Consider the following 23,125-nt stretch of genomic DNA (forward strand, 5'->3'; position numbering starts at 1 on the left):
CGGCTCTCAGGCCGGAGGTGTCGTCCCCGTGGACGCCGGGTTTAAGAGACGCCGGAAGTCTGCCGGGATGCGCTCCCGTGGGCGGCAAGCCACTCTAGGCAGGGCTTTTCACCGTCCGCAATGCCCCATATGTGCCAGAAAAAAGCCCGCCCCCCGTGAAGGGGAAGCGGGCCTTGGTCGTTGTGTTTCAGCAAGTTGTGTTTCAGCGCTTCCTGGCGCGCATGGCGACATATTCCTCAGGGCTCAGGCTCTCATCATAGATGGAGCGCTTGCCCGCCCGCCCGCTGCCTGAAGGCGTGGCATCCACCGGCGGCGGCGCGTTGGAGATCCCAGCTCCTGCCTCTGCGGGGGCCTGAGCGGCCGATGCGTGGCCCTTGGGCGCATTCAGCCCGGCCTTCTCGGCAAAAGCGGCCAGCAGGGCGAACTGCTTGCGCGGGGGCGCGTCAAAGATGGCGGCCGCCGCATCGGGGTCGCGCGACAGCGCATGATATAGCTCGCCTGCGCGGTGGTGGTCGCCGATATCGGCCAGCAGCTCGCGGTGGGCGGGGTTGTCGAAATCAAGCCCGGCCTTCTCCTGCAGCGCCTGTGTTGCCGGCACGATCGCTTCCTCCCCGTGGGCGTCACGCACGGCCTGGGCGAGGCGGAAGGCCATGGCGTGGAAGCCCAGCAGCTCTTCAGGCGACATCTCCGGCTGCCCCGGCGCGTCCTCAGCCGGCGGGGCCATGCCGCGCGCAGCCGCCAGGGCGGCGCGGAGCTGGCGGTTTTCCTCGATGTGGCGGTCGCGCTCTTCCTCGGCACTGCGGCGGGCGGCCGTCAGCTGGCCGATGCGCCGCTCCGCCCAGCCGCGGCCCTTGCCTTCTTTGGTGCCGTCGGAAGCGATGCCTTCCTCGACATCCTGCTCAGGGTGCAGGTCTCCCTTGTGGGTTGCGTCGTCAATGCCTGCGGAAAAATCCATGCTGCTGTAGCGGGAACCCTCTGCAATCCGCGCCTGGTCCAGGTCTTTCTCGCGGTTCAGGGTCTTTCTGGTGCTCATGTCAGGTCCTCTTGTGGGGTGTTGGGGTCGGGGGTGTCTGGAGTGTTGGTGGTGTCAGTGGGGGCGGGCGCGTCAGGCGGGGCGGGGCCTGGTGCGGGCGGTGAGGGCGTAACCGCGCCCACCACGGGCCTGGGAGCGTGCACCGCATCGCCGCGCACATTGGTCGTGGGGAGAGGCGGCAAGGCGTGCAACGGCGCGGCCGGGCCGGGTGCAGGCTCAGGCACGGGGCCTGAAGGCTGGTCCGCACCCCGTTCCTGCGCCAGCACCTGCCGCACCAGCTCCTCAAGCACCGGGCGCAGGCTCTGCGGGTCGATCGAGCCCAGGGCGGCCATGCGGTCGGTCTCGTCGCGGTGCTGGCGCGCCTGCGCTTCCACCTGCAGGCGCATGGCGTCAAGCTGGGTGTCGGCCTGCGCCTTCTGCGCCCGCCAGGCGATATCGGCCTGCCGCAGCTGCAGATGCGCCTGGGCCGCCTGCAGCTCCTGTTGCAGTTGCGCAATGGTTTCTTGGGCCTGCTGCAGCTGCGGGGAGGGGCCAGCCGTAAGCGCCTCATAGATCTCGTCAGCCAGCGGGAAGTCACTGGCCTTGAAGAGATAAGGCAGCACGGTGGGCGCGCTTGCAGGGTCGGAAGCCAGGATCTGGGAGATGGCGTTGAAGGCATCCTGCCTGCGGGTGGCAAAGGCGGGTCCTACGTCCGCTTCCACGTCATAACGCCCGATGGTCGGGTTGAGCGCCAGCATGGCCCCTTCAATCACGTTCTGCTGCCCGGGGTCCGGCTGGCCTGAACCCTGCGGGGCAGGGGCCTGGGCCGGGTTCTGCGCCGGCAGCGGCGTGCCGTCCGGCCCCACCATGGCGGCCGCCTGGTCCAGCCCCGGCATGACCAAGGCGGTGGAAAGCGTGCCGTCCTGGCCCATCACCTGCACGGCGCGCCTGGTGTCATACACAAAGGGAATGGCCTCGATCAGGATCTTGCCGATCAGCCGCAGCGCCATGCCCTGGTTGTCGGTGTAATGGTAATTGGCCGTGTCGCTCTGGCGCTGGCGCTCATTGATGGCACGGCCGGATTTTTCATTGCCCGGGGCACCCATCTCGGCCTGATACTGGCCGGTGACCATCTGCATCTGCAGATCGGCGTTCTGCATGGCCTGCAGGTGGCCGGTGCTGCCGGTGGGCGGGTCCAGACGTTGCGGTGCCGGAATGGGAGTCGCGTCATCAGGATCGATACCCCGGTAAGGCAGATAAGCGCGGTTGGAGGTATTGGCTGAGGACCACTCATTCTCCCAACCTTCCACGGCGCGCTCATCCACCAGCCAGGGCGCTTTCGCCTGCAGCGCCACGCTTTCGACAAACGCAGACGCGCTATAATTATACATGCGCTGCGGGTCGATCAGCGGCCGCACCAGCCCGTGCCGGTCCAGCCGCCCGCGGATCACGCTCTCAATGCCCACGAAAGGGACCAAGGGCACATGGCGGAACACGGTAGGCCCGTGCGAAACAATGGTGCTGCCCGCAATCAGGAAGAACTCCACATGCGGCTGCGTGACCGCCCGGTGCCGCGCCCCCGCTTCGCGCAGGGCGCGCAGCTGCTCGGCCGTCATCTCGCTCTGGCGCAGGCTTTTCACCGTGCCGTCCGGCTGGGGTGCCGCCCACAGCACGTCGCGCCGCTCGCTGCGGCGATAATAGCGCATCACGCGCACGGTCTCGCGCTGCGCCTCGGTTTCCTCGCCCGGGTCCAGCATGAGCGGCACGCAGGCTTCTTCCTCATGGTCGGGGTAGAGGCGCGCAAACACGTGTTTGGGGATGTCTTCGACGATCATCGCCCAGCGCATGTCCGAATGATCGGGCTCGATCGTATTGGGATCGGAATAAACAAAGCTCGGGTCAGGGACAGACCGGATGAAGAAGTCCTGGTCAAAGGAATCCTGGCCCTGCAGGTAATCAGTGACGATATGCACCCACCCCATGCCCACGCGCACCTGCCCCGCAATCGCATTGGCATAAGCGTTCTGCTGCGCGTTGGACTGATACTCAATGTGGCGGATGATGCCCTCAAGCACGTCAGCCGCCTTGGCCGAAGCCCCGAAGCCGGTCGCATTGACCTTCACGCTCATGGCCGCCTGGCGCGCATCATTCTCCACCTGAAAGACATGCTGCGCCGTCTTGTTGATCGTCAGGCACGGCCGCGGCGACCCGCCAAGCCCGCCCGAGCGCGCCTGATAGGCCGCCGCATCCCACTGGTTGTGGTTGCGCGCATCGCCATGGAAAAACCGCAGATCCTCCAGCGCCTGCGCCCGCCAGTCCGCCTCAAAATCACGCGACGCGGCAAAGCGCTCCCGCACTTCAGCAAGCACAGCCTCGGGATCATCAGCAGGGGCAACCCGGAAATCTCTCATACCCGCCCCTTAACCCGCCGTTTTCACCACCTCCAAACTGAAAAACACGCCCGTTGCGCACAAAAAAAGGCCACCCCGCAGGGTGGCCTGTCAACACTGGAGCTTGATTTCGCTCCTCATGTCCGCCGTTTCAAAAAGAAACGGACTTAGAGACGCGCACTGCCCGAAAGCAGCACCGTGGACAAGGATTTATATAGGATGAAATGCCTGGAATGTCAATCGCCAGAAGAGCTTCTCCCGCCCTCTTAAAGCAGGCCCAGCGCATGCTGCACCGCTTGTAGAACGCGCTCCATATCGTCTTCGTCAATCCGGATTTGACAATATTTTCTTTTCCCATCCGGGCCGCGTTTTTTGTCCTGTAGAAGGGACAAACGCTCATAAGAAAAAGTATCTATCATATCGGCTTTTACCCATTTCACCTGGCCGGGGTAGCCAGGTGGATCAATGGGCAGCTTGACCTGACACTGATAATCTTGAGGCAGTATTGGATCAGTGGTACTGAAAGGAACAACCGTACATAAGCCTTTTCTGCAGCGAAGCTTAGGAGAGACCACTAAAACAAGCCGTGTTTTAATCATTTCCGGTGCTTTCATATCCTTCGGATATTCGCATCTGAATACTTCGCCCCGGCGGGGAGGATAAGAAAGTGCCACGTTTATCCCTTATTAAGCAGCATTGCAGGTATAAACGGAGATTATATCTCGCTGCTGGCCTCTGCACTAGTCCGCTCAGAACGCCTGCCACCCGTTCGGCCCGGCCAAGGGTGAAACACGGGGTTGGGGCCGGGTGCGGGCGTCGCTTTCGCGGTCGCGCAGGCCCACGGCCAGATAACGGAACGCATCGGCGTAGTCGGAGGCCCAGTCATGCAGCGGGCGGTCGCGGTAGCGTTTGTTGAGGTCGTCATAAGAGCGGCGGTACTGCTCCAGCGCGTCTATCCCGCGCTCGCAGCGGGCGCGGTCGAACCGGCAGCGGGGGAGCAGGTTGCGCACGGCCTGGATGCCGTCATCCACCTGGCCGCGCGGCAGCACGCGCACCGGGCGCACGCCCAGCCGGCGCAGCGTGTCGATCCGCCGCTCGCCCGTGCCGAGCTCGCTGTTGCCCGCGTCATGGGGGAGAATATGCTGGCGGTAGATGTAAGGGCGCTTGTCGAGCTCGCGCACGTACCAGTCCATCCCCACGCCCGAGCCTGCAATGCAGTCGATCACCCGCACTTCCGGCCCTACCTGCTGGGCGATCCAGATCACGGTGCTGTCGCCGATGCCCAGGTCCCACGCCGTGACACAGGGGAGGGCCGGGTTGTGAGGCACGTCACCGATGCGTCCCTGGGCGTGCAGGTCGCGCATGAGGCGGCCGTAATAAGCGCCCAGGATCTGCGCATCAAAACTGCACTCATATTCCTGCTCGAACTTCGCCAGCCCTTCTTCCTCGCCGTAAAGTGCGATGGCCGCGGCGCGGGAGGCCTCAAGCTGGGCTGGGGTGAAAATCCCGGTCTCGCTTGCGCGCAGCACGGCGGTGAACCAGGCGGGGTCCGCGCGCGTGGCCTGGAACATGCGCCAGGCATGGTTGCGCCCGCGCGGCGTGGTGATGAACAACGCCCAGCCGCCGTTTTCAGACAGCATCGGCTCCACGTAGCCCCAGGCCGAGGGGTTGGCCAGCGCCCATTCCGAAAACACAACCCCTACGGGTGTCGCGCCCACAAGCGAGTTGTAATTGTCCGAGCCCAGCACCTGCCACGTGCTGCCGTTGATGAACTCGATGAACATGTCGCGCTCCAGCGTGCGTGCGCGGATCTCGGGCGGGAAGGCTTCATCAACCCGCCGCCGCCCGGTATGCGGGTTCACCGCCGTCCAGATCGCCTTGCGGGCCTGCGCGGCCTCGGGCAGCATGTGCCAGTAATTGCCCACCCGTTGCATGGCCGAAACGGCCGACCAGTTCAGCGCCAGGTCATCCTTGCCGAAGCGCCGGTGCGCAATCAGGTTCAGCCGCGCCCCGCCTTGCTGCAGGTAGTCCCACGCCTCCCACTGGGCTGCGCGCGGCCGCCAGCCATGGGCGGGCAATATGATTTCCCCCTCGTGCGCACCGCTCACGGCTCATTCCCCGCGGCTGAGATGCTGCACGATGATGCGGAAGGGGCCTTGCGCGTCCACAGTGCTGTCGCTTCCGGCCAGGGTTTCAACCGTCTTGGGCTTGCCGAAAGCCCGGTTGAGAATGGCCTCAGCCGCCCCGCGCCGCTCCAGAGGCCGCGCCTCGGGGTCGCGCATGATGGCCAGCTTGACATCCAGCGCCTCCTTCCAGTGCTGCTGGGCGTAGTGCGTCGCCTCCTGCAGGGCCCTGGAAGTCTCAGTCTCAGCTCCGGCACCGGGTGCGGCCGCCTTGCGCGCGGTGGTTTTGCGGGTCGCAGGTTTGCGTGCGGGGCGGGGACTTTCAGCGGGCATGTTTTCTTCGCTCCGCCACCCGACATTGCGGAATGTAGCGATAAACCGCATTGCTCACCGCAGGCCGCGTGGTGCCCATGCTCTCAGCCGCCAGCGCATGGGAAAGCCCCTGCCGCAACAACCACTCCAACCGCCTGACCCGCTTCGGATCCCAGACCCTCCGGCCCTCAACCGCCGCCATAACGCGCCCCTGACTACTTCCCGAATACTTAAAGAGACTGTCTTTGTACGGAATTGATTTCCCCATGGGCAAGGTGGGGTGGGGGCTGGCGCGGCAGGGGTTTCAGGTATAGCGTGATAGGAAATTTACAAATTTCGGAGGCAAAGTCTTTGACTGAGAGTAACCGCGCGCTTGAGCAGCATGGAGCAGTTTTAGAGGAATTTCGGGTAGATTTAGAAAAACTTGAGAAGCAGCTCACGATCTATATTAAAGAAAATGATTTGAATAACAGCTATGGTCCTGAGGGTTTGTGGTCTCAATCTCAAGCTAAGCCTCAGCTGCTCCTTCATGAGCGCCAAGAAGAGGCGCCAGAATCCAAGCTTCATTTAGCTGCTTATCTTAGAGACGTGGGTAGGGCGAGCTTGAGAGGAATAAAAGATATAAGTATGGGTAACTCAGGGGAAGAATTTGTAAAAAATACATTGTTTGATTCATACTCTAGTGTGAAAAAAATTAGAAGATTCCTGCAAGAGGTGAAATACTTAGAGGATTAATATATTATAGAATAGTTTAAATGAATTTTTTAATAACTAAGATGGATTATCTTTGAGAGAATATAATACAAAACATTAGCCTTATGGCAAGAACCAGTCATTTCACGCAGGCCAGACATACGCTGAAAACTAACTGCCAATAAAAACGAGGCTTGCCACCAGCAGAAATTCCCTAAAGCGTTCCGCCCTGTCCGGACCCATAGCCATTGCCGACCTCTTGATCGCCTGCTCCTAAAGAAAGCTTCCTGACCAGTTTGCAAGGACAGCGTATCCCGCTTACCTTACGCCCCCAACCGCGCCCGGAGCTGCGCCTCGATCGCTTCCAGCCGCGTCAGCACGGCCGCGTCAGGCGCGGGCTTGCCAGACGGGGCCCGAGCCGCGCCCGCCTGGTCCAGCCTTTCGCTCATGGCCGCCACCGCTGCCTGCATCCTGAAATACTTTCTGTGCATGAGCACAACGCACCACGTGATGCCCAGCACGATCATGATCGGCGCGGCGTAATGCTCGTAAGGGCCGCCCATGGAGATCAGCACGTGGGCCAGCGCGTATTTGTACATAAACCCGATGAAGGCCTTGCCTGCAGCCGCGCCGGTCATGCGTCCCCCCGCCAGTTCACTTCAACCCATTCCGCAGCCCCGGGCCGGGTCGGGGGCACATGTTTCGATGCCAGAACGTCTCCGGCCCCGCGTGCTTCCACCATCCCAGGCCCGCGCGCCCTGGGCGGGGGCAACTCGCGCAGCAAGGCCTCGATCGCCCCCAGCCGCGCCATCACAGCCGGGTCAGGTTCCTCTTCACCGGTGGAAGCCGCCGCGAGCTCCGCCTGGTCCAGCTTCTCCTGCAGCGCGCGGATTTCCCGGTTCAGCTCCCTCTGGTGGCCTGACTGCAGCAGGATGTAGACAGCCAGCAGCACCAGCGCGCCCAGCAGAATCAGCTGGTTCTGGTCCCAGACATAGCGGTGGATGTGTTCAGGCTGCAGGGCCCCCTCCATCATCACTCTCCCCAGAACACCTGCCCGCAAGCCTTGCCTGACCCCGGGCGCGCCAAAGATACAGCCCCGCTCTGCAGGCGCAACCCCGTTACCCGAACCGCGCCCGGTCAGCCGCCAGCATCGCGCGCTGCAACGCCCTGAGCGCCTGGCCGATGGTGCCCGCCCCCCTGATGAGCAGGCCTGAGATGATCCCCAGCCCCCCATAAGCCACGATGTCTTCGCCCACCGCCTCGCTGATATGGCTGAGGCACACCCCCACAATCAGCAGGGCCACGATGTTGACAACCCACCACGCCCATATTCTCAGCCGCGTCCGGAAGGGCAGGGGCGCTTCCTCTTCCTCTTCCTGGGACTCGGCCTCACGCTCAGCCCCAGCACCCGGGCGAGGGGCGGCAACGTCTTCCCCCTCCGGCCGGCCGCGGCCCGCAAGGGGGCTGTATTTCCGCACAGCCCGGGAGAACTTTACCATCATGGGCACTTCCCGCACAGCGCGCGCCAGCGTCTCCACCAGGTCCACCACTGCGGCGATGAAGGGAAAGGCCAGCAGGGCCAGGCACGTGAAGGACAGCACCCACACGCAGGCGCAGCTGGGCTCGTAAATGCCCTGGTCGTTGCGGTGCTCGGTCAGCGTGAGCCCCCAGCCGGCCAGCAGGTCGAACGCCCACATTTTCGCCCCCCAGTAGCGCACGGAAAACCACAGAAACCTGCCCAGAAATTTCACGCCCGCGCTCCTTCCCCAACTGCTTCCCCCGACGGTTTTGGGGGGGGCAGCCTAGCTTTCAGCGCACGCGATGCCAAACGGCTTTTATTGCCGCTATTGCCGCGCCCGCCCGGCCTCAAGCACGGCAAAAGCGCCGGGGAAATACTGCCGCAGCACGCCCACTTGTGAATGCGCCGCTTCTTCGGGCGAGGTGCCGCGGTCTGCGCCAAGCTGGCGGAAGCCATCCGCCTGGTGGGCGCGGTACTGCGCCAGCGCCAGCGTGTCGCCGCGTGACAGCGGCGCGCCCGCGTCATTCACGGCGCTCAACACCTCGGCTGCACGCAGCATTTCCCGGCGCCGGCGATCGGCCACGCGCAGGGGGGCGGAGAATTCCTGCAACAGATCGCACAACCGCTTGAGGCTGGGGAAGAACTCGCACCGCCTGCGCACGTAGCGCAGCGCATCAGGTCCCCAGATCTCGTCAGGCAGCCCCTCGGCCATCACGTCACGCACCATCTCGGCGAAGAACTCGGCGCGCCGGGCGGCCGTCCACCCCTCGCTCATGCCCTCATGGGCCAGGTAGCTGCCCAATCGCGCCAGCCACGCGCCGATCCGCCGGGCGCGTCTGCACTCAGTGCCTGAATCAGTCCCGGCCCCCATCATCGCACCACCCCCGCCTGGCGCAGCGCCTCACGCTGCCAGTCCTCCATCTCGTCGATGATCGGCGCGTCAAACCCCGCCACCAGATCGGTAAAATCCGTCCGCCCCCGCACTTCCGTTCGCCCGCTGCCGCCAGCTCCATCCCCCCGGCGCACCGGAAAAACCCCGACCCAACCGCGCTGGGTGGACTGGTCCAGCACTGCCTCCACATCCTGCCCCTGATCGCGCAAAACCTGGAGCTGGCGCAAAGTCAGGGCGATGGCGCGCGGGGTAGGGGGCTTGCGGGCCTGGCGGCGCATCTCAAGCCACCCCTCCCAGGCGGCCAGCGGCAGCCAGTCCGGCAAGGCCTGCGCCACCAATGCGGTGGTTCCCGGCCGGGTTCGTGATTTCACAACACGGGGGGCAGGGGGGAGAATAATTGAAGGTTCCGTGTCAGTTCCTGTCAGTTCGGGTGCAGCTGGCGCCGATTTGTCAGCACGTGGTGCACCCCGCCCTGCACGGTGCGCACCTGCAGGGCCTGCCGCCGCGCCCGTTTCCCCCGGCCCGCGCGCCAGGTTGAGCCGCACTTCAGAGCGGCACTTTCCCCCAGGCCTGCTGAGCACGCCTTTGGCACGCAAGGTGGTGATTGATGCGCGCACGGAACGTTCCGAAAGCCGCGTCATCTCCATCAGCCGCGCTACGGCAGGCCACGCCTCGCCGCCTTCATTGGCATGATGGGCCAAGGCGATGAGCACCAGCATCTGCGTGCTGCTGAGGTCGGCCTGCTTCCACGCCCAGTTCATGGCGGCAAAACTCATGCGCGCCTCCCTGATGCCAGAGGCGCGCGGTTGATAGGCTGGAGGGGAATTGGCGCGTTGCGGGCGGCCAGGCCTGGGGCGTGGCGAAGGAAAAAGCTCTGCATGCGGCGGGGGTTAAGCTTTTTTAATTCCAACGTAAAGCATTTTCGCTTATACCAAGCTCCAACCCCGCAAGCCCCCAGCCTGAAAGCCCGCCCGCCATGCCCCAACCCACCCCCGCCAGCCCCGACAACGCCGTGCGCGCGCGCCAGAAAAACTGGATAGACGCCATCCGCCAGGCAAGCGGCCACAGCTATTCCCGCATCGCGCGCGAATGCGGCCTGGCGCAGACAACCGTCAGCCGCTTCATGGATGACACCCAGACCACCGGGGCGCTCTCGGCCAGAACGGAAGCGCGGATCAGCCAGCGCTACGGCGACCCGCAAGCCCCTGCGCCCCACGCGCCCGCGCCTGCAATCACCGACGCCCAGACCCTCTCAATCCCGGAATATGACGTGGCCGCCTCGGCAGGCGACGGGCTGATGGTGTCTGAGATGCAGCACCCCAGCCGGTACTGGACGCTCCCTGTCGAAGCCCTGCACGGCATCCGCGCCTCGGCGCTGGGCAAGCTTGCCATCCTCACGGTGGCGGGCGACAGCATGCTCCCCGATTACGCGCCGGGCGAGAAGATCCTGGTCGATACCGGCGACCGCCGCATCACCCATGACGGCGCTTTCGTGCTGTGGAACGGGGCCGGGCTGGTGGTGAAGATGGTCCAGGTCATCCCGGGCCCCAGGGGCACGCGCCGCCTGCGCATCATCAGCAAGAACGCGGATTACCCGCCCTATGAGCTGCCGCCTGAAGACGTGGTGGTCTCTGGGCGCGTGGCGGGAAAATGGGTATGGAAGTGAAAGCCGGATTTTTTATGACACGCACAGGGGAGGGGTGAGATGAGTTCCGAAGCCGACAATGAAAGCACGCCCACCCCGATGCGCTGGGAATTCGCGTCCTACATGTTCAACGGCGAGCGCAAGACCCTCCCGTTCCCCAAGGGGGAGGCGGAGGAACGCGGCATCCTCAACCTGCTGGCCACCATCATAGACCTGGACACGCTCCAGGAAGTGCTGGGCCACGTGCTGAAATGCACTGTCTGCGGCCAGGAGATCTCCCACCCCATCACCACGCCCGCCAACCCGACCTACCTTCCCACCAGGAAAGAAGGCGAGTTCGCCATCGAGACCCGCACCTTCTCCTGCACCAATTGCGGCAATATCCTGAGCTTCTTCCCGGACCGGCTGCAGGAGATCCGCGACAGCCTGGGCATAACGCCGGTGAAGATCAGCGACGAGCCGCCCGCCGAGCCCTACTCCCTGCCCGGGCAGGACGCAACGCCGCCGCCCCCGCAGGCCTCAACGCAACAGCCCGCAACGCCGCCCCCGGCCGGGCAGGCCCCAACCCAGCCCCCGAAACCTTTCCTGGAAAAGGCCTTCCAGGGCCTGCTGAAAACGCTCGGCCTGCACAAGGGCGACCGGAAAGGCGATCAGAAGGGTGATCAGCAAGGCAATGACACGGGAGCGCGCAAATGACTGCTGACACAACCCCGGAAAACACACCGGAAAACAACTCCGGAAACACGCCCGAAAACCCCCCGGGCACCAGGCTCGCAACCTTCACCTTCAAGGGCGAGACACTGGCCTTCAGGATAGGCGATCAGCCCGGGGAGGACGCGACCTACCTGAGCGGCGTGATGAGCGCGATTGCCGGAACCTGCCTCAAGGAGCTGCTGGGCCACCACCTGAGATGCACCATGTGCGGCTGCGGGGACGCGGTCTGCCCGGGCAGGTATGACGACCCCTTCAAGCTGCCGCTGAAATCCGGCACGACCGTGCCCTATTACGCCTTCGGCTGCCTCAGTTGCGGCCATCTCCAGACCTTCGCCTACAACATCATCCACGAGCTCATGGATAAATACGGGGTGGGGCGCGTCCACTTCATCAGTGAGGAGGAAGGGGAGACGGGGCCTGCGAAAGTGGACCGGGTGATCGGCACCATCCCCCTGGCCACCTACTGAATTTTGAGTTGAGTCCTGAACAACCGGAACGGGAAAGCGAAAATGACCGCCCAAACCCCCACGCCCGACAATGCTTCTGCCAACACGCAGCCCTACAGAAGCGGCGCTTTCATGTTCGGCGACCGCCGCATGACCGTCACCCTGTTTGAACCCCAGACAGACGTCCGCATCGCCCGTGACATGGTCCTGCGCTCCATGATCACCTTTGCGCTGGACCAGTACCTGCTGCAGGACGACGGCCCCGGCCTGCACTGCACGGTATGCAACACCCCATTGGTCAACATCCTGTGCGGCCCAGGCGACCTCACCCTCCTGGTCCGCAGCGCCCACCCGGCCCAACCCACCTACACCTTCTTCTGCGGCAAATGCAGCAACATGGAATCCTTCATGACCTCCCGCGTCTACGCCATCATGAAACAATGCGGCATGAACCCGGACCACATCGAACTGAGCCACGAAGCGGCGGAGGGGTGAAGTTCTCTATTAGAAGAAGCAAACATCTGTTTATATTATAGTCATTTAAGGAGTCTTCTAGAATGGTTGCCTTGCCACCTGTTGCCCCACTTCTGTTGTTTTTAGCGCTCTATGGCTTCTGTCGCGGCTATTTAAATCCTCTCATTAGAGGGATCAGTAAAAAAATTTACCAAAAAAATTTCCAGAATACCGCGGAATTTATTATGGGCGGGAATCCTCAGAAATTTAGAAGAAAGCTCAGAGCTGCAATCATTTTTGAGACAAATTCATCTGAATACAGCGGGATTTTAGAAGGAAATGTAACAAAGAAAGAAAAAACCGAGATTGGTGAAGAAATATTAATAGAGACTCTCGAAAAATACTCTAAAAATTTGTGCCGCTCGGGAAATTGGATAACCATAATTACAATTTCATTAACGGCTCAGTATTTTTCAACGAAAATTCCCTTTTTAAAATCTATATTGGAAGCTACGAAAATAATTGAAATTTCAACTTCTCTTCCAAGTAGTCCTCGAGCATTTTTGGTTTATTTTATTATTGGTTGTTTCGGCAGCATGCTTGGTGGGCTGATTCATCACAGGGGGGTACAGCTAAGAAGAGTGGCTCTGCTGAAGAGTCCATCGTAGGCGGAAATTACCTAACAAACCGTCTTGCAGCTTTACAAGCTGAGCGACTACGGCGCCCCCTTTCCTGGTCCGTAGCACCCACCCGGCCCAACCCACCTACACCTTCTTCTGCGGCAACTGCAGCAACACGGAATCCTTCATGACCTCCCGCGTCTACGCCATCATGAAACAATGCGGCATGAGCCCGGACCACATCGAACTGAGCCACGAGGCGGCGGAGGGGTGAAACAATAGTCTTTAGGCCATGAAAAAGAAGAGGGATGGAAATAAACGCAAAATCTAGGTAGATTACTAAATCTGTCTGAATATTTTTTTAATTTTCCTATACGAAGACAGTTAGTGAATTAGTTTTCAGCCACCTGGGCCATCAGCTTAGCTTATAGAAAAGAGCAGATTTCTCAGGCCTTGAGCAGAAGGCACGACACCAAAAGCGTAGAAGTCAGCATCGAATTTCTATGGATTTGCATCGGGGCTTAACGTGTTATCAGCTGTTCAAGATACCATGAGGATATGCGTTGACATTTATATCAACAACTGAGAGGGTTCTTGAAGCTCTGAGGAAGAGCGGTAGATTCATGATAGTGGAGCCGTCTCAAACTATATTAAATCTTGCGTCTCAAGAAGGTTGGACACCAAGAGTCGTTCTTATTACGCCCGAATGCGATGAATGGATCATGCGGTTAAATGTTGATCCTGACAAACCCCCGCATCCGAAAAAATACTCAGGATTGAAGCCAAGAGAATTAGCTAATGGTTTTCTAGAACGATTAGCCGGTGGAGCAAAGGATGCTTATAATTTAAAAGCGCAGGAGGGCGGTTCGGGACCTTTTTTGCGTATCCGCGAGAGCCGGAAGTGGAAGTTAGCTGTTTATGAAGCACGTCTTTCCCATATCCGCTTATTCTGTCTCATTCCACAGCCAGGCATATTTTTGTTTGTGCTGGGTCAGTGGAATTGTCTTTTGCATGCCTCCAATCCTAAACCTGCGGAACATACTCATGAGGAATGTGCTAAAAAGGTAAAGGATTTCGCCTTACAACATCTTTCTCCTTTGGGTCTTCAATTTCCAGGATATAAAAATGATGAATTGCTATGATAATAATTCTCAGGCTGTCTGGAAAACAAAGGGTTTTCGGCGCCGTGTTCTGAGTCCAGAAGAAGAAGCCGAAGGGCGGAAAGCCTGGCTGTTTGCGCGTGTTAAAGGTTTAATTCGTGAGCGCATGAATGAGCTGGGAAAGAGCTTAGAAGAACTGGGGCAGCGTATGGGGGGGCGAAATAAGGCCAGTCTTTCCCGGTCTTTGAAAGCTGGTGCTGATATGCGTCTTTCCACTATGTATGAGTTTGCTGAAGCTCTAGGTATGGAATGGCATCTGGAGCTGCGCGCAAGAGCACAGAAAAGAAGTTCAATTAATTTTGAGGCGCTTGATATTTATCCAGCAGCTTTTTGGGCTTCGCAATTCGAACAAGATTCAATGCCAATATCTGAGGACGAATTACATCAGAGTTTAGCAAAAAATATGGATAATTTAAAAGAAAATCGAGTAAATCAGGAACGCGTCGATGCGCTCTGAAGAAGAATCTGGAAATTTTCCCAATTTCATTTTAGCTAATGCCTATATTTGTGATGCTGCAACTTTTGGAAAAAACGTTGGCATCGCTGCTCTTGGCGTGACTACTGCCATAGTTAGTACATTACCGGGAAAATTTACTTCTCTTGCTTGTTTTGGGACGATAGTTCATCAAGGTCATGAGCCTATTGAAGTGGAAATGTGCTTACGCATTTTGAAAAATGAAAAAGCTTATGGACTGACAAAGGTTCGTTTCGTTCCCACTGGTCCCATACCAGGCATGTTTGTGGTCACATTTTCTAGTCCGATAAATCTACCCCAACCTGGATTATATACAATTTGCTATCGAGTGGTTGGTATGAAAAACTGGACTATTTGTGGAAATTTTAATCTGCTTCCACCACCGCCCAAGCCCCTAAACGAAACGATGCAGAAATTGCAAAAACTACGCACTGATCCGGATTTTATTGAGGCTTACAGACGCTTTGTCGCGGATTATTTGAATAAGTAGTCATGATTTTCTAAGCTTTTCCATCTATTTTTATTTTCTTGAAAAAAGGAAGAGGGCTTTATTAAATCGCAAAGGTGAAAACTAGTAGTTAATCTTGACAATAAAGCAAAATTGCTTATAAATCCCCTCGCAGGCCCATTGCCTGAGAGGACCCCTGATGCGCACCACCGTTCCCCTCACCAGGGAAGACCACCGTGCCCTGCACTATGGCAAGCTGCTGCTGCGCCGGGGCGGGCCGTATCATCCCGAGCATGAGGCGCAGCTGCACAAGGTCTACATGGATCATTGTGCAGAAATGGCTGAGCGCATTTTTGAAAAATCCGTCTCCGATGCCTTCGCCGATGCTGCCTGCGCCGCCGAAACGCTTGAGGCTGTGATCACAGTCAATGATTGCGGCGGGGAAGGGGACGCGGAAGAGTTCTGCCCCCACAACACCGCCGCCAGCCGCGCCGGCTATTGCGGCGCCCCGGGAATGGAAGCACGGGCCTGACCCGCGCCCCTCACCACAGCTGCTTAAAGCTCGCAGCGATCTCAGCTTCTATCTCTTCCTCGGAAACCGGCTGAAAAGGTTCCTGCGGGGCGGCAAAGGCAAGCATTTCCGCCCATTGGGCGACAGCTGCTTTCAGAAAAGCATGCGGTCCATTGAAGAGGGTAAACATTTAAAGGGTTCTCCTTTTCAAGCCATCCCCGAAATTCAACCCACAACAAGCCGCAGAACAAACGCCAGCACGCCGCCTGCGATGGGGGTGGAGATGAGCAGCCTCAGGGTCCATTTCAGGATGGTGCGGCTTCTTGCAAGGATCTTCTCGTTTTCCTGCAAGCGCCCCTCATACTCTTTTATGAAGAGCTGGAGCGTTTCCGTCTCTGTTCGGGCGCGCGCGGTTTCGGCGTTGCCCAGAAGCCGGTCTGTCTCTGCTGGGGTCAGGTTGATGCTTTCCCAGTTTCGGGCGTGAAACCCCTTGATACACAGCAGCCCGGCCGCGCTGAAGCCCAGGGCCATGCAGCCGCACACCACCTCCAGCGAAGGTTTGGCAAACGCCCCGCCGATACTGGCCGTGGCCAGGGTGGCGTAGAGGGGCAAAAGCGTGACAAAGCGGGCCATGATGCGGTCATGCATGCTCACCTGCTCGGCCGCATAGGCCTTGAGAAAAGTGAGCTTCTGCCGCGCAATCCACAGCGGGGTGATTTGGGGGTCCGTATCGGTCATGCTGGCCCCTGCATGCTGAAACCGCAGTGCTGCCCTTTACAGGGCGCGCGGGCATCTTGGGATTTCTGCAATGGTGGACCCAGCAGGATTCGAACCTGCGACCTCTGCCTTCGGAGGGCAGCGCTCTATCCAGCTGAGCTATGAGTCCGCAACGCCCTTTCTAGCGACACGCTGCGCAAAGGGCCAGCTTTTTTCCCCGGCCTGCACGAAACTTTTCGCCGCCCCGACCTACCGCCCCGCACGCCACGCCGCCGCAGCGAGGTCGCCGCCTGAGGGCAGGAAGCGCTCGGGGTGGAAGATCCACGCAGAAATATCCGCCCCCACCCGCGTGCGCTCGCGGCTGAGCAGGTGGTAAGCGCCGTCGATCTCATCAAGCCGCAGCACACCCGGGGCATCAGCAGCCCCAGGCGGGGCGAGGCGGTCCACAAAGGCCGCCGTGTCTTCAGGCGGCACCAGCTGGTCGCGTGAGCCCCAGACCATCAGCACCGGCACGTCCAGCCCCCGCCGTGCCGCCTGCATTTCCGCTGCCGCGCCATTGGCCTCAGCCATCAATGCGACCAGCCCGTGCAGGGAATGCACCGTGCTGTCGCGCGTGCTGAGCGGGTCGAAATACAGGCGGCGCAGGGCCCGGTAATTGGTGCTGGCAACGCGCTCGCCCGGCGCATAATCAGGGTTGAGCACCATGGCCGGCGTCAGCAGGTTCCACGCTCCCAGCACCGCGCGCGCCGGCTGGCCCAGGCGGAACACGGCCGGGGCCAGCAGGATCACGCCCCGCGGCGGGTCCACGCCCAGTTCGTGCAGGCGGGCGGCCAGCAGAAACGCCAGCGCGCCGCCCATGCTCTCGCCCATCACGTAAACCGGCACGCCGGGCCAGCGCGCCTCCGCCCAGCGCAGTTCCGCTGCCGTGTCACGCAACATGTGTTCGGTCGTGCTCCACCCGCCAGGCACCCGCGCCCCGCCGAAGCCGCGTATATCGGGGGCGGCTATCAGAATGCCGTCCGCGTTGAGCTGCGGGGCCAGGAACTCCCACGCGTCGCGGCTGTCGCCATAGCCGTGCAACCCCAGCACCACCGCGCGCACCGGGCCGGTGGGGCGGTAGAGGCGCACGGGGATGCGCAGCCCGTCCTCCATGGGCAGAGTGAGGTCGGGCGGGCGTAACGCGCTCTCGGCAGCGCTGTGGGGCAGGCGGGCCGGGTCGGGCGAGGCCGCGCAACCTGCCAGGCACGCCTCCGCCAGCACCATAACCACAGCCCAGGCCAGAGCCCGCAGGCGCAAAAGAGCCGGTTTCAAAAGCGGGGCCGATGTGTCTATCATGCAGTCCTTATACATCATCCCCGCAAAGGGGCGCGGCAGGGGCACGGGAAAAGAACAATGGCGGACACACAACACACAGCCCCCGAAACGCCTGCAACCAACGCCACCGAAGAAACCACCCCTTCCAAGCTCGTCCTTGTGGACGGCTCAGGCTTCATCTTCCGCGCCTTCCACGCTCTGCCGCCCATGAACACGCCGGACGGCACGCCGGTCAACGCCGTCTACGGCTTCACCAACATGCTCTCGCGCCTCACTGCCGACCACCCCGGCGCGCATGTGGCGGTGATCTTCGATGCCGCGCGCCAGACCTTCCGCAACGACATCTACCCGCCCTACAAGGCCCACCGTCCGCCGCCGCCCGAAGACCTGCGCCCCCAGTTCGCCCTGATGCGCGAGGCCACCGAGGCCTACGGCATCCCCTCGGTCGAGCTCGAGGGGTGGGAAGCGGACGACATTCTGGCAACCTATGCCCGCCAGGCCGTCGCAGCCGGGCAGGAATGCGTCATCATCACGTCCGACAAGGACCTCATGCAGCTGGTCCGCCCGGGCGTCACTTTGCTGGACCCCATCAAGCAGAAACCGATCGGCTCTAAGGAGGTGGAAGCCAAGTTCGGCGTGCCGCCTGCGCAGGTGATCGACGTGCAGGCGCTGATGGGCGACGCCACTGACAACGTGCCCGGCGTGCCCGGCATCGGCCCCAAGGGCGCGGCCCAGCTGGTGCAGGAACATGGCGGGCTTGAAGCCATCCTGGCGGCAGCGCCTGAAATGAAGCCCTCCAAGCGACGCGACAACCTCATCGCCCATGCCGGGGATGCCCGCATGTCGCGCAAGCTGGTCACTTTGGCCGATGACGTGCCCGTGCCCCTGCCGCTTGCAGACCTCCGCCAGCAGCCGCTCGACCGCGACGCCCAGCGCGCCTGGCTGGAGCGCATGGGCTTCAACTCCCTGCTGCGCCGGCTGGGGGCCACCGGCAAGCCGCGCCGCAAGCCCGCTGAAGCGCCCGTGGAGTACCGCGGCCCTGAAATGCCCCAGGCCGAAGGCACGCAGCCGCCCTACGGCCCTTACGCCACCGTAACGACATCCGCCCAGCTTGAAGAATGGGTCGCCTCGGCGCGCGAGGCAGGCGTGGTGGCGATCGATACCGAAACCACGGGGCTGGACGCGCGCAATGCCGAGCTGGTGGGCATCTCGCTCGCCACCGCCCCGGGCCAGGCGTGCTACATCCCCCTGCGCCATGAAGGCACGCTCGAAGCCCCTGCCGGCGAGCAGCTGGAGACCGCCCGCGCATTGGAGCTCCTCGACCCCCTGCTGGCTGACGACAGCGTGCTCAAGGTGTTCCAGAACGCCAAATACGACCTCACCGTGCTCCACCGCGCCGGCGCGGGCCCGATCACGCCGATTGATGACACGATGCTGCTTTCCTACGTCCAGTCCGCCGGCGCCCACGGCCAGGGGATGGACGAGCTTGCCGAGCGCTACCTGTCCCACAAGCCCATCCCTTACAGTGAGGTCACGGGCAAGGGGCGCAACAAGCTGCTGTTTTCCCAGGTGCCGGTCGAGCGCGCCACCGCCTACGCAGGCGAAGATGCAGACGTGACGCTGCGCCTGTGGCACGCTCTGCGCCCAGGCCTCGTGCGCCACCAGGCCACCGCCCTTTACGAAGGGGAGGAACGCCCGCTCATTCCCATCCTTGAGGACATGGAGCAGGCCGGCATCCGGGTGGATGCGAAAGAGCTGCAACGGCTTTCGGAAGATTTCAGCGCCCGCATGGCCGAGATTGAAAAGGACATCCACCGCCTGGCAGGCCGTCCCTTCAATGTCGGCTCGCCCAAGCAGCTGGGCGATATCCTGTTCGGCGAGATGAACCTGCCGGGCGGCAAGCGCACCCGCACCGGGGCGTGGAGCACGGATTCCTCAGTGCTGGATGATCTGGCCGAGCAGGGCCATGAGCTGCCGGTGCGCATCCGTGACTGGCGGCAGCTTTCCAAGCTGAAAACCACCTATGCCGATGCCCTGCTCAAGGAGATGGACGCCAGCCAGCGCGTGCACACCAACTACCAGATGACCGGCACCATCACCGGCCGCCTGTCCTCAAGCGAGCCCAACCTGCAGAACATCCCCGTGCGCACCGAGGAAGGCACGCGCATCCGCAAGGCCTTCGTGGCAGCTCCCGGCCGCGTGCTGCTCTCGGCCGATTACAGCCAGATCGAGCTGCGCCTGCTGGCCCATGTGGCCAAAATCCCCTCGCTGATCGAAGCCTTCCGCAACGGCGAGGACATCCACGCCCGCACCGCGTCCGAAGTGTTCAACATCCCCCTTGAAGAGATGGACAGCCTCACCCGCCGCCGGGCCAAGGCGATCAATTTCGGCATCATCTACGGCATCTCGCCGTTTGGGCTGGCGCGGCAGCTCCAGGTGTCGCAAAGCGAGGCCAAGGCCTATATCGAGGCCTATTTCGCCCGCTATCCCGGCATCCGCGACTATATGGAGCGCATGAAGGCCGAGGCGCGGGAGAAAGGCTACGTCACCACGCCGTTCGGACGCCGCTGCTACCTGCCGGCCATCGGCGAGCGCAACGGGGCCCGGCGCGCCTATGCCGAGCGCCTGGCCATCAACGCGCCGCTGCAGGGCGGGGCGGCGGACATCATCAAGCGCGCCATGGTCCAGCTGGCGCGCAAGCTGCCCCAGAGCGGGCTGGACGGCCAGATGCTCCTGCAGGTGCATGACGAGCTGGTTTTCGAGGTGGCCGAGAAAGACGCCGCCGCCCTGGCCGAGCTGGTCAAGGAGGAAATGGAAAGTGCCGCCCAGCTCGACGTGGCCCTGGCGGTGGAAACCGGCACCGGCCACAACTGGGCCGAAGCGCATTGAGCGGGGCGGGGGCATAAATCAGTGACGCATGACAAGACCATCATTCACCCGGGCGCGCACACGTTCCGCGATCCCGTGCTGCTGATCGACTATGACGGCACGATGGCCGCAACCCGCCCGGCCATCACCGGCGCGCTGCAGGCAGCTCTGCAGGCCTGCGGCTGCCACCGGCTGGACCCCAAAGCGGTTGCGTATTTCCTGGCAGGCGGCGGTACGTTCTTCGACTTCTTCCACGCCCATGTGCCCGATGCGACGCCGCAGGAAGACCGCAAATTCATCACCGCCTATCACCAGCATTACCTCGTGCTCAACCGCGAGGAGACGCATCTCTTCCCGGGCGTGGCCCAGACGCTCAAGACCCTGTTTGAGGCCGGCTATACGTTGATATCTGTCAGCAACAAGTGGGAGGTCGCCCTGCGCGAATGCCTGCAGCAATTCGACGTGCTGCGCTACTTCACCGCTGTGGTGGGCTCGGAGATCGGCGCGCCCCGCAAGCCCCAGGCCACCTTGTGGACCGAGCGCATCGCCCCCCTGCTGCCGGGCGTGCAGGCGCGCGACTGCCTGGCGGTGGGCGACACGGCAGCCGATATCGAGTTCGGCCACAATGCCGGCATCCCCGTGTGCTGGGCCCGCTACGGCTTCGGCGATGCCGCCCAGTGCGAGGCGCTAAAGCCGCAATACAGCATCGCCGATTTCCCGGCCCTCCTGCCGATCGTCCGCCAGATCACCGCCGCGGCCCACAAGGCTGCCTGAAGCACCCCGTAAATAAGTAAATAAGAAGAGAGCCCCCGCCATGTCCCGCACTTTGCCCATCCTGCTGCTCGACTATGACGGCACCCTGGCTGAAACCCGCCCCGCCATCTGCCGCGCTATCCGTGAAGCGCTGATCACCATGGGTCTGCCGCCCCTGGCCCCTGGCGTGCTGGAGGACCATCTGGGCCGCGGGGCCACGCTGGCGCAGTTCTACAAGGGCCTGGTGCCGGGCGCCACGCCCGAGGCCATCGCCGCGTTCGAGGCCGCCTACCGCGCCCATTACAAACAGGCCGACGCTGAAGACACCGTGCTTTTCCCGGGCGTGGCCCAGACGCTCGAAACCCTGCGCCAGCGCGGCTACCTGATGATCGCCCTGAGCAACAAGCATGAAGGCACGCTGCTTGAAGGCATTGACCGCCTGGGCCTCAAGCCCTACCTGACTGCCGCTCTGGGTGCTGTGCCCGGCCTGCCGCGCAAGCCTGAGGCGGCGGTCTGGACCGAGCGGATGCAGCCCGTGCTGGCCAGGCTGGGGCGCGGGGAGGCGCAACCTTCAGAAGCCTTGCTGGTGGGCGACACCACGGCAGATCTGGGCTTCGGCCAGGCCGTGGGCATGCCGGTCGCCTGGGCCAGCTACGGCCACGGCACGCCTGAAAGCTGCACGCCCTACCAGCCGCAGTTTCAGATCAACAGCTTCCCCGAGCTGCTGGACCACCTGCCCAAACCGGCCTGAACATCCTGCAGGTTTTCACAGCCCGATATCGCGGCGCAACACCTTGTCGTCCCAGTTGATGCGCCCGGCCGCCTCATAGGCCCGCGCCCGCGCTTCCTCGGCGGTGGAGGCCACGGCGCACAGGGTCAGCACGCGCCCGCCATCAGCCACCAGCTCTCCGTTTTCGCCCAGGCGCGTGCCTGCCTGAAAAACCGTCACGCCCTCAACCGCTTCGGCCGCCTCCAGCCCGGTGATGACACCGCCCTTGCGGGGCGCTTCAGGGTAGCCGCGCGCCGCCAGCACCAGGGAAACCGCCGCTTCGTCTGAAAACTCAAGCGGCGTCTCACCCAGCCGGTCGCCCGCCAGGTCGCGCAGGGCAGGCAACAGGTCCGATGTCAGGCGCGGCAGCAGGGCCTCGGCTTCGGGGTCGCCGAAGCGGACATTGTATTCAATCAGCTTGGGGCCGTCCTCGGTCAGCATCAGCCCGGCAAAGATCACGCCGCGGAAGGGCGTGCCGCGTCCGGCCATCTCGCGCAGCATGGGGCGCACGGTCAGGTCCAGGGCCTTTTCCTGCGCCTCCCGGTCGAAACCAGGCGGCGGGCACACCGCGCCCATGCCGCCGGTATTGGGCCCGCGGTCGCCGTCCTCAAGCCGCTTGTGGTCGCGCGCAGCCCCGATCAGCACGGCCTCTTCACCGGCGCAGAAGGCGAAGAGGGACACCTCACTGCCTGTCAGGCATTCCTCGATGACCAGGGGCAGCCCCAGCCTGCGCACGGCCTCCTGCGCTTCAGTCACGCTCTGGGCCACCACCACGCCCTTGCCGCCTGCAAGCCCGTCCGCCTTGATGACGATCGGCGCCCCCTGCTGCGCCACCCAGTCCAGCGCCTCCTGCTCGGCCCCGGGCCGGTCGTCAAAGCGCTTCCACCGCGCGGTGGGGATTGCAGCAGCGTCCGCAATCTCCTTGGTGAAGGCCTTGCTGCCTTCAAGCTGGGCCGCAGCACGGCTGGGGCCCGCACAGGGGATGCCGGCTTGCGCGCATGCATCGGCCAGCCCGGCCACCAGCGGCGCTTCAGGCCCCGGCACCACCAGGTCGATGCCCTCGCGCCGGGCAAATTCCACCAGCCCCGCCACGTCACCGGCCTTGAGGTCCACGCAGTGCGCCACCTCAGCGATGCCCGGATTGCCCGGGGCTGCGTAAAGCCTGGTGAGGGCAGGGGAACGCGCGATGGCGCGGGCCAGCGCATGCTCGCGCCCGCCGCCGCCGACCAGAAGAACACGCATGGGCCAGGGCCTTTCACTGGGTTGGGGAAAACAGGAGGTGGAAACTGCC

At 62.4% G+C, this 23,125-nt stretch carries 27 protein-coding genes and 1 tRNA gene; 13 read left to right on the forward strand and 15 right to left on the reverse strand.

Features of this window, described 5'->3' with window-relative positions:
- Nucleotides 1-202 precede the first annotated feature (202 nt).
- The 5 genes from E3E11_RS06645 to E3E11_RS06665 all read right to left on the reverse strand — a co-directional run bounded on the left by E3E11_RS06645 (nucleotide 203) and on the right by E3E11_RS06665 (nucleotide 5,858).
- The gene (locus E3E11_RS06645; RefSeq protein ID WP_141451706.1) at nucleotides 203-1,033 is read right to left on the reverse strand and encodes a hypothetical protein; all 831 of its coding nucleotides are present in this window, start codon (nucleotides 1,031-1,033) and stop codon (nucleotides 203-205) included.
- A complete protein-coding gene (locus tag E3E11_RS06650; RefSeq protein WP_141451707.1) occupies nucleotides 1,030-3,423 on the reverse strand; it encodes a portal protein in 2,394 nt (797 codons plus the stop codon). Before E3E11_RS06650 ends, E3E11_RS06645 begins: the two co-directional genes overlap by 4 nt.
- 245 nt (nucleotides 3,424-3,668) lie before the next feature.
- A complete protein-coding gene (locus E3E11_RS06655; RefSeq protein WP_141451708.1) occupies nucleotides 3,669-4,076 on the reverse strand; it encodes a type II toxin-antitoxin system PemK/MazF family toxin in 408 nt (135 codons plus the stop codon).
- A 75-nt stretch (nucleotides 4,077-4,151) separates the two neighbouring features.
- The gene (locus E3E11_RS06660) at nucleotides 4,152-5,510 is read right to left on the reverse strand and encodes a hypothetical protein (RefSeq protein WP_141451709.1); all 1,359 of its coding nucleotides are present in this window, start codon (nucleotides 5,508-5,510) and stop codon (nucleotides 4,152-4,154) included.
- Nucleotides 5,511-5,513: 3 nt separating this feature from the next.
- Nucleotides 5,514-5,858 (reverse strand): hypothetical protein, encoded by a 345-nt coding sequence (locus tag E3E11_RS06665; RefSeq protein WP_141451710.1) that lies wholly within the window; start codon nucleotides 5,856-5,858, stop codon nucleotides 5,514-5,516.
- 330 nt (nucleotides 5,859-6,188) lie between these two features.
- Between E3E11_RS06665 and E3E11_RS06670 the strand changes: the two genes are divergently transcribed.
- On the forward strand, nucleotides 6,189-6,572 hold the full coding sequence (locus tag E3E11_RS06670; protein WP_141451711.1) for a hypothetical protein: 384 nt from the start codon (nucleotides 6,189-6,191) through the stop codon (nucleotides 6,570-6,572).
- A gap of 281 nt (nucleotides 6,573-6,853) precedes the next feature.
- Here the strand turns inward: E3E11_RS06670 and E3E11_RS06675 are convergent, their stop codons facing one another.
- The 5 genes from E3E11_RS06675 to E3E11_RS06695 form a co-directional block, all read right to left on the reverse strand.
- A complete protein-coding gene (locus E3E11_RS06675) occupies nucleotides 6,854-7,168 on the reverse strand; it encodes a hypothetical protein (protein WP_141451712.1) in 315 nt (104 codons plus the stop codon).
- Entirely contained in the window at nucleotides 7,165-7,563 is a 399-nt protein-coding gene (locus E3E11_RS06680) for a hypothetical protein (protein ID WP_141451713.1), read from the reverse strand. The genes E3E11_RS06675 and E3E11_RS06680 overlap by 4 nt, the downstream gene beginning before the upstream one ends.
- A gap of 85 nt (nucleotides 7,564-7,648) precedes the next feature.
- The gene (locus E3E11_RS06685) at nucleotides 7,649-8,281 is read right to left on the reverse strand and encodes a hypothetical protein (RefSeq protein ID WP_141451714.1); all 633 of its coding nucleotides are present in this window, start codon (nucleotides 8,279-8,281) and stop codon (nucleotides 7,649-7,651) included.
- A gap of 93 nt (nucleotides 8,282-8,374) precedes the next feature.
- Nucleotides 8,375-8,923, reverse strand: coding sequence for a hypothetical protein (locus E3E11_RS06690; RefSeq protein WP_141451715.1), 549 nt, complete (start codon nucleotides 8,921-8,923; stop codon nucleotides 8,375-8,377).
- Complete coding sequence (locus E3E11_RS06695) at nucleotides 8,920-9,717, reverse strand: helix-turn-helix domain-containing protein (protein ID WP_141451716.1); 798 nt, start codon at nucleotides 9,715-9,717, stop codon at nucleotides 8,920-8,922. Before E3E11_RS06695 ends, E3E11_RS06690 begins: the two co-directional genes overlap by 4 nt.
- Before the next feature lie 200 nt (nucleotides 9,718-9,917).
- Between E3E11_RS06695 and E3E11_RS06700 the strand changes: the two genes are divergently transcribed.
- The 9 genes from E3E11_RS06700 to E3E11_RS06740 all read left to right on the forward strand — a co-directional run bounded on the left by E3E11_RS06700 (nucleotide 9,918) and on the right by E3E11_RS06740 (nucleotide 15,434).
- The gene (locus tag E3E11_RS06700; RefSeq protein WP_141451717.1) at nucleotides 9,918-10,607 is read left to right on the forward strand and encodes a S24 family peptidase; all 690 of its coding nucleotides are present in this window, start codon (nucleotides 9,918-9,920) and stop codon (nucleotides 10,605-10,607) included.
- 39 nt (nucleotides 10,608-10,646) lie between these two features.
- The gene (locus tag E3E11_RS06705; protein ID WP_141451718.1) at nucleotides 10,647-11,282 is read left to right on the forward strand and encodes a hypothetical protein; all 636 of its coding nucleotides are present in this window, start codon (nucleotides 10,647-10,649) and stop codon (nucleotides 11,280-11,282) included.
- Nucleotides 11,279-11,767: a hypothetical protein gene (locus E3E11_RS06710; RefSeq protein ID WP_141451719.1), complete on the forward strand. Its 489-nt coding sequence runs from the start codon at nucleotides 11,279-11,281 to the stop codon at nucleotides 11,765-11,767. Before E3E11_RS06705 ends, E3E11_RS06710 begins: the two co-directional genes overlap by 4 nt.
- Nucleotides 11,768-11,809: 42 nt before the next feature.
- On the forward strand, nucleotides 11,810-12,241 hold the full coding sequence (locus E3E11_RS06715) for a hypothetical protein (RefSeq protein ID WP_141451720.1): 432 nt from the start codon (nucleotides 11,810-11,812) through the stop codon (nucleotides 12,239-12,241).
- 62 nt (nucleotides 12,242-12,303) lie between these two features.
- Nucleotides 12,304-12,867: a hypothetical protein gene (locus E3E11_RS06720; RefSeq protein WP_141451721.1), complete on the forward strand. Its 564-nt coding sequence runs from the start codon at nucleotides 12,304-12,306 to the stop codon at nucleotides 12,865-12,867.
- Between the two features lie 575 nt (nucleotides 12,868-13,442).
- Complete coding sequence (locus E3E11_RS06725) at nucleotides 13,443-13,961, forward strand: hypothetical protein (protein WP_141451722.1); 519 nt, start codon at nucleotides 13,443-13,445, stop codon at nucleotides 13,959-13,961.
- Nucleotides 13,945-14,436 (forward strand): helix-turn-helix transcriptional regulator, encoded by a 492-nt coding sequence (locus E3E11_RS06730; RefSeq protein ID WP_141451723.1) that lies wholly within the window; start codon nucleotides 13,945-13,947, stop codon nucleotides 14,434-14,436. Before E3E11_RS06725 ends, E3E11_RS06730 begins: the two co-directional genes overlap by 17 nt.
- A complete protein-coding gene (locus E3E11_RS06735; protein ID WP_141451724.1) occupies nucleotides 14,426-14,944 on the forward strand; it encodes a hypothetical protein in 519 nt (172 codons plus the stop codon). The genes E3E11_RS06730 and E3E11_RS06735 overlap by 11 nt, the downstream gene beginning before the upstream one ends.
- A 157-nt stretch (nucleotides 14,945-15,101) precedes the next feature.
- Complete coding sequence (locus E3E11_RS06740; protein ID WP_141451725.1) at nucleotides 15,102-15,434, forward strand: hypothetical protein; 333 nt, start codon at nucleotides 15,102-15,104, stop codon at nucleotides 15,432-15,434.
- Nucleotides 15,435-15,444: 10 nt separating this feature from the next.
- Here E3E11_RS06740 and E3E11_RS08475 read toward each other — a convergent pair whose 3' ends face one another.
- The 4 genes from E3E11_RS08475 to E3E11_RS06755 all read right to left on the reverse strand — a co-directional run bounded on the left by E3E11_RS08475 (nucleotide 15,445) and on the right by E3E11_RS06755 (nucleotide 17,465).
- Entirely contained in the window at nucleotides 15,445-15,603 is a 159-nt protein-coding gene (locus E3E11_RS08475) for a hypothetical protein (protein WP_168189222.1), read from the reverse strand.
- Nucleotides 15,604-15,638: 35 nt separating this feature from the next.
- Nucleotides 15,639-16,151, reverse strand: a complete 513-nt coding sequence (locus tag E3E11_RS06745) for a hypothetical protein (protein ID WP_141451726.1) — start codon at nucleotides 16,149-16,151, stop codon at nucleotides 15,639-15,641.
- 71 nt (nucleotides 16,152-16,222) lie between these two features.
- A tRNA-Arg gene (locus E3E11_RS06750) sits at nucleotides 16,223-16,299 on the reverse strand.
- Between the two features lie 80 nt (nucleotides 16,300-16,379).
- Nucleotides 16,380-17,465, reverse strand: coding sequence for an alpha/beta hydrolase (locus E3E11_RS06755; RefSeq protein ID WP_231118870.1), 1,086 nt, complete (start codon nucleotides 17,463-17,465; stop codon nucleotides 16,380-16,382).
- 57 nt (nucleotides 17,466-17,522) lie between these two features.
- Here E3E11_RS06755 and polA point away from each other — a divergent pair, with 57 nt between their 5' ends.
- The 3 genes from polA to E3E11_RS06770 are packed head-to-tail and all read left to right on the forward strand — an operon-like array spanning nucleotide 17,523 to nucleotide 21,816.
- Entirely contained in the window at nucleotides 17,523-20,333 is a 2,811-nt protein-coding gene (gene polA, locus E3E11_RS06760; RefSeq protein WP_141451727.1) for a DNA polymerase I, read from the forward strand.
- A 21-nt stretch (nucleotides 20,334-20,354) separates the two neighbouring features.
- Nucleotides 20,355-21,086, forward strand: a complete 732-nt coding sequence (locus E3E11_RS06765; protein ID WP_141451728.1) for an HAD family hydrolase — start codon at nucleotides 20,355-20,357, stop codon at nucleotides 21,084-21,086.
- 40 nt (nucleotides 21,087-21,126) lie between these two features.
- On the forward strand, nucleotides 21,127-21,816 hold the full coding sequence (locus tag E3E11_RS06770) for an HAD family hydrolase (RefSeq protein WP_141451729.1): 690 nt from the start codon (nucleotides 21,127-21,129) through the stop codon (nucleotides 21,814-21,816).
- A 15-nt stretch (nucleotides 21,817-21,831) separates the two neighbouring features.
- Here E3E11_RS06770 and purD read toward each other — a convergent pair whose 3' ends face one another.
- Nucleotides 21,832-23,076, reverse strand: a complete 1,245-nt coding sequence (gene purD, locus E3E11_RS06775) for a phosphoribosylamine--glycine ligase (RefSeq protein WP_141451730.1) — start codon at nucleotides 23,074-23,076, stop codon at nucleotides 21,832-21,834.
- Nucleotides 23,077-23,125: the final 49 nt, after the last annotated feature.

It is taken from the genome of Oecophyllibacter saccharovorans, assembly GCF_006542375.1.
Lineage (GTDB): Bacteria > Pseudomonadota > Alphaproteobacteria > Acetobacterales > Acetobacteraceae > Oecophyllibacter > Oecophyllibacter saccharovorans.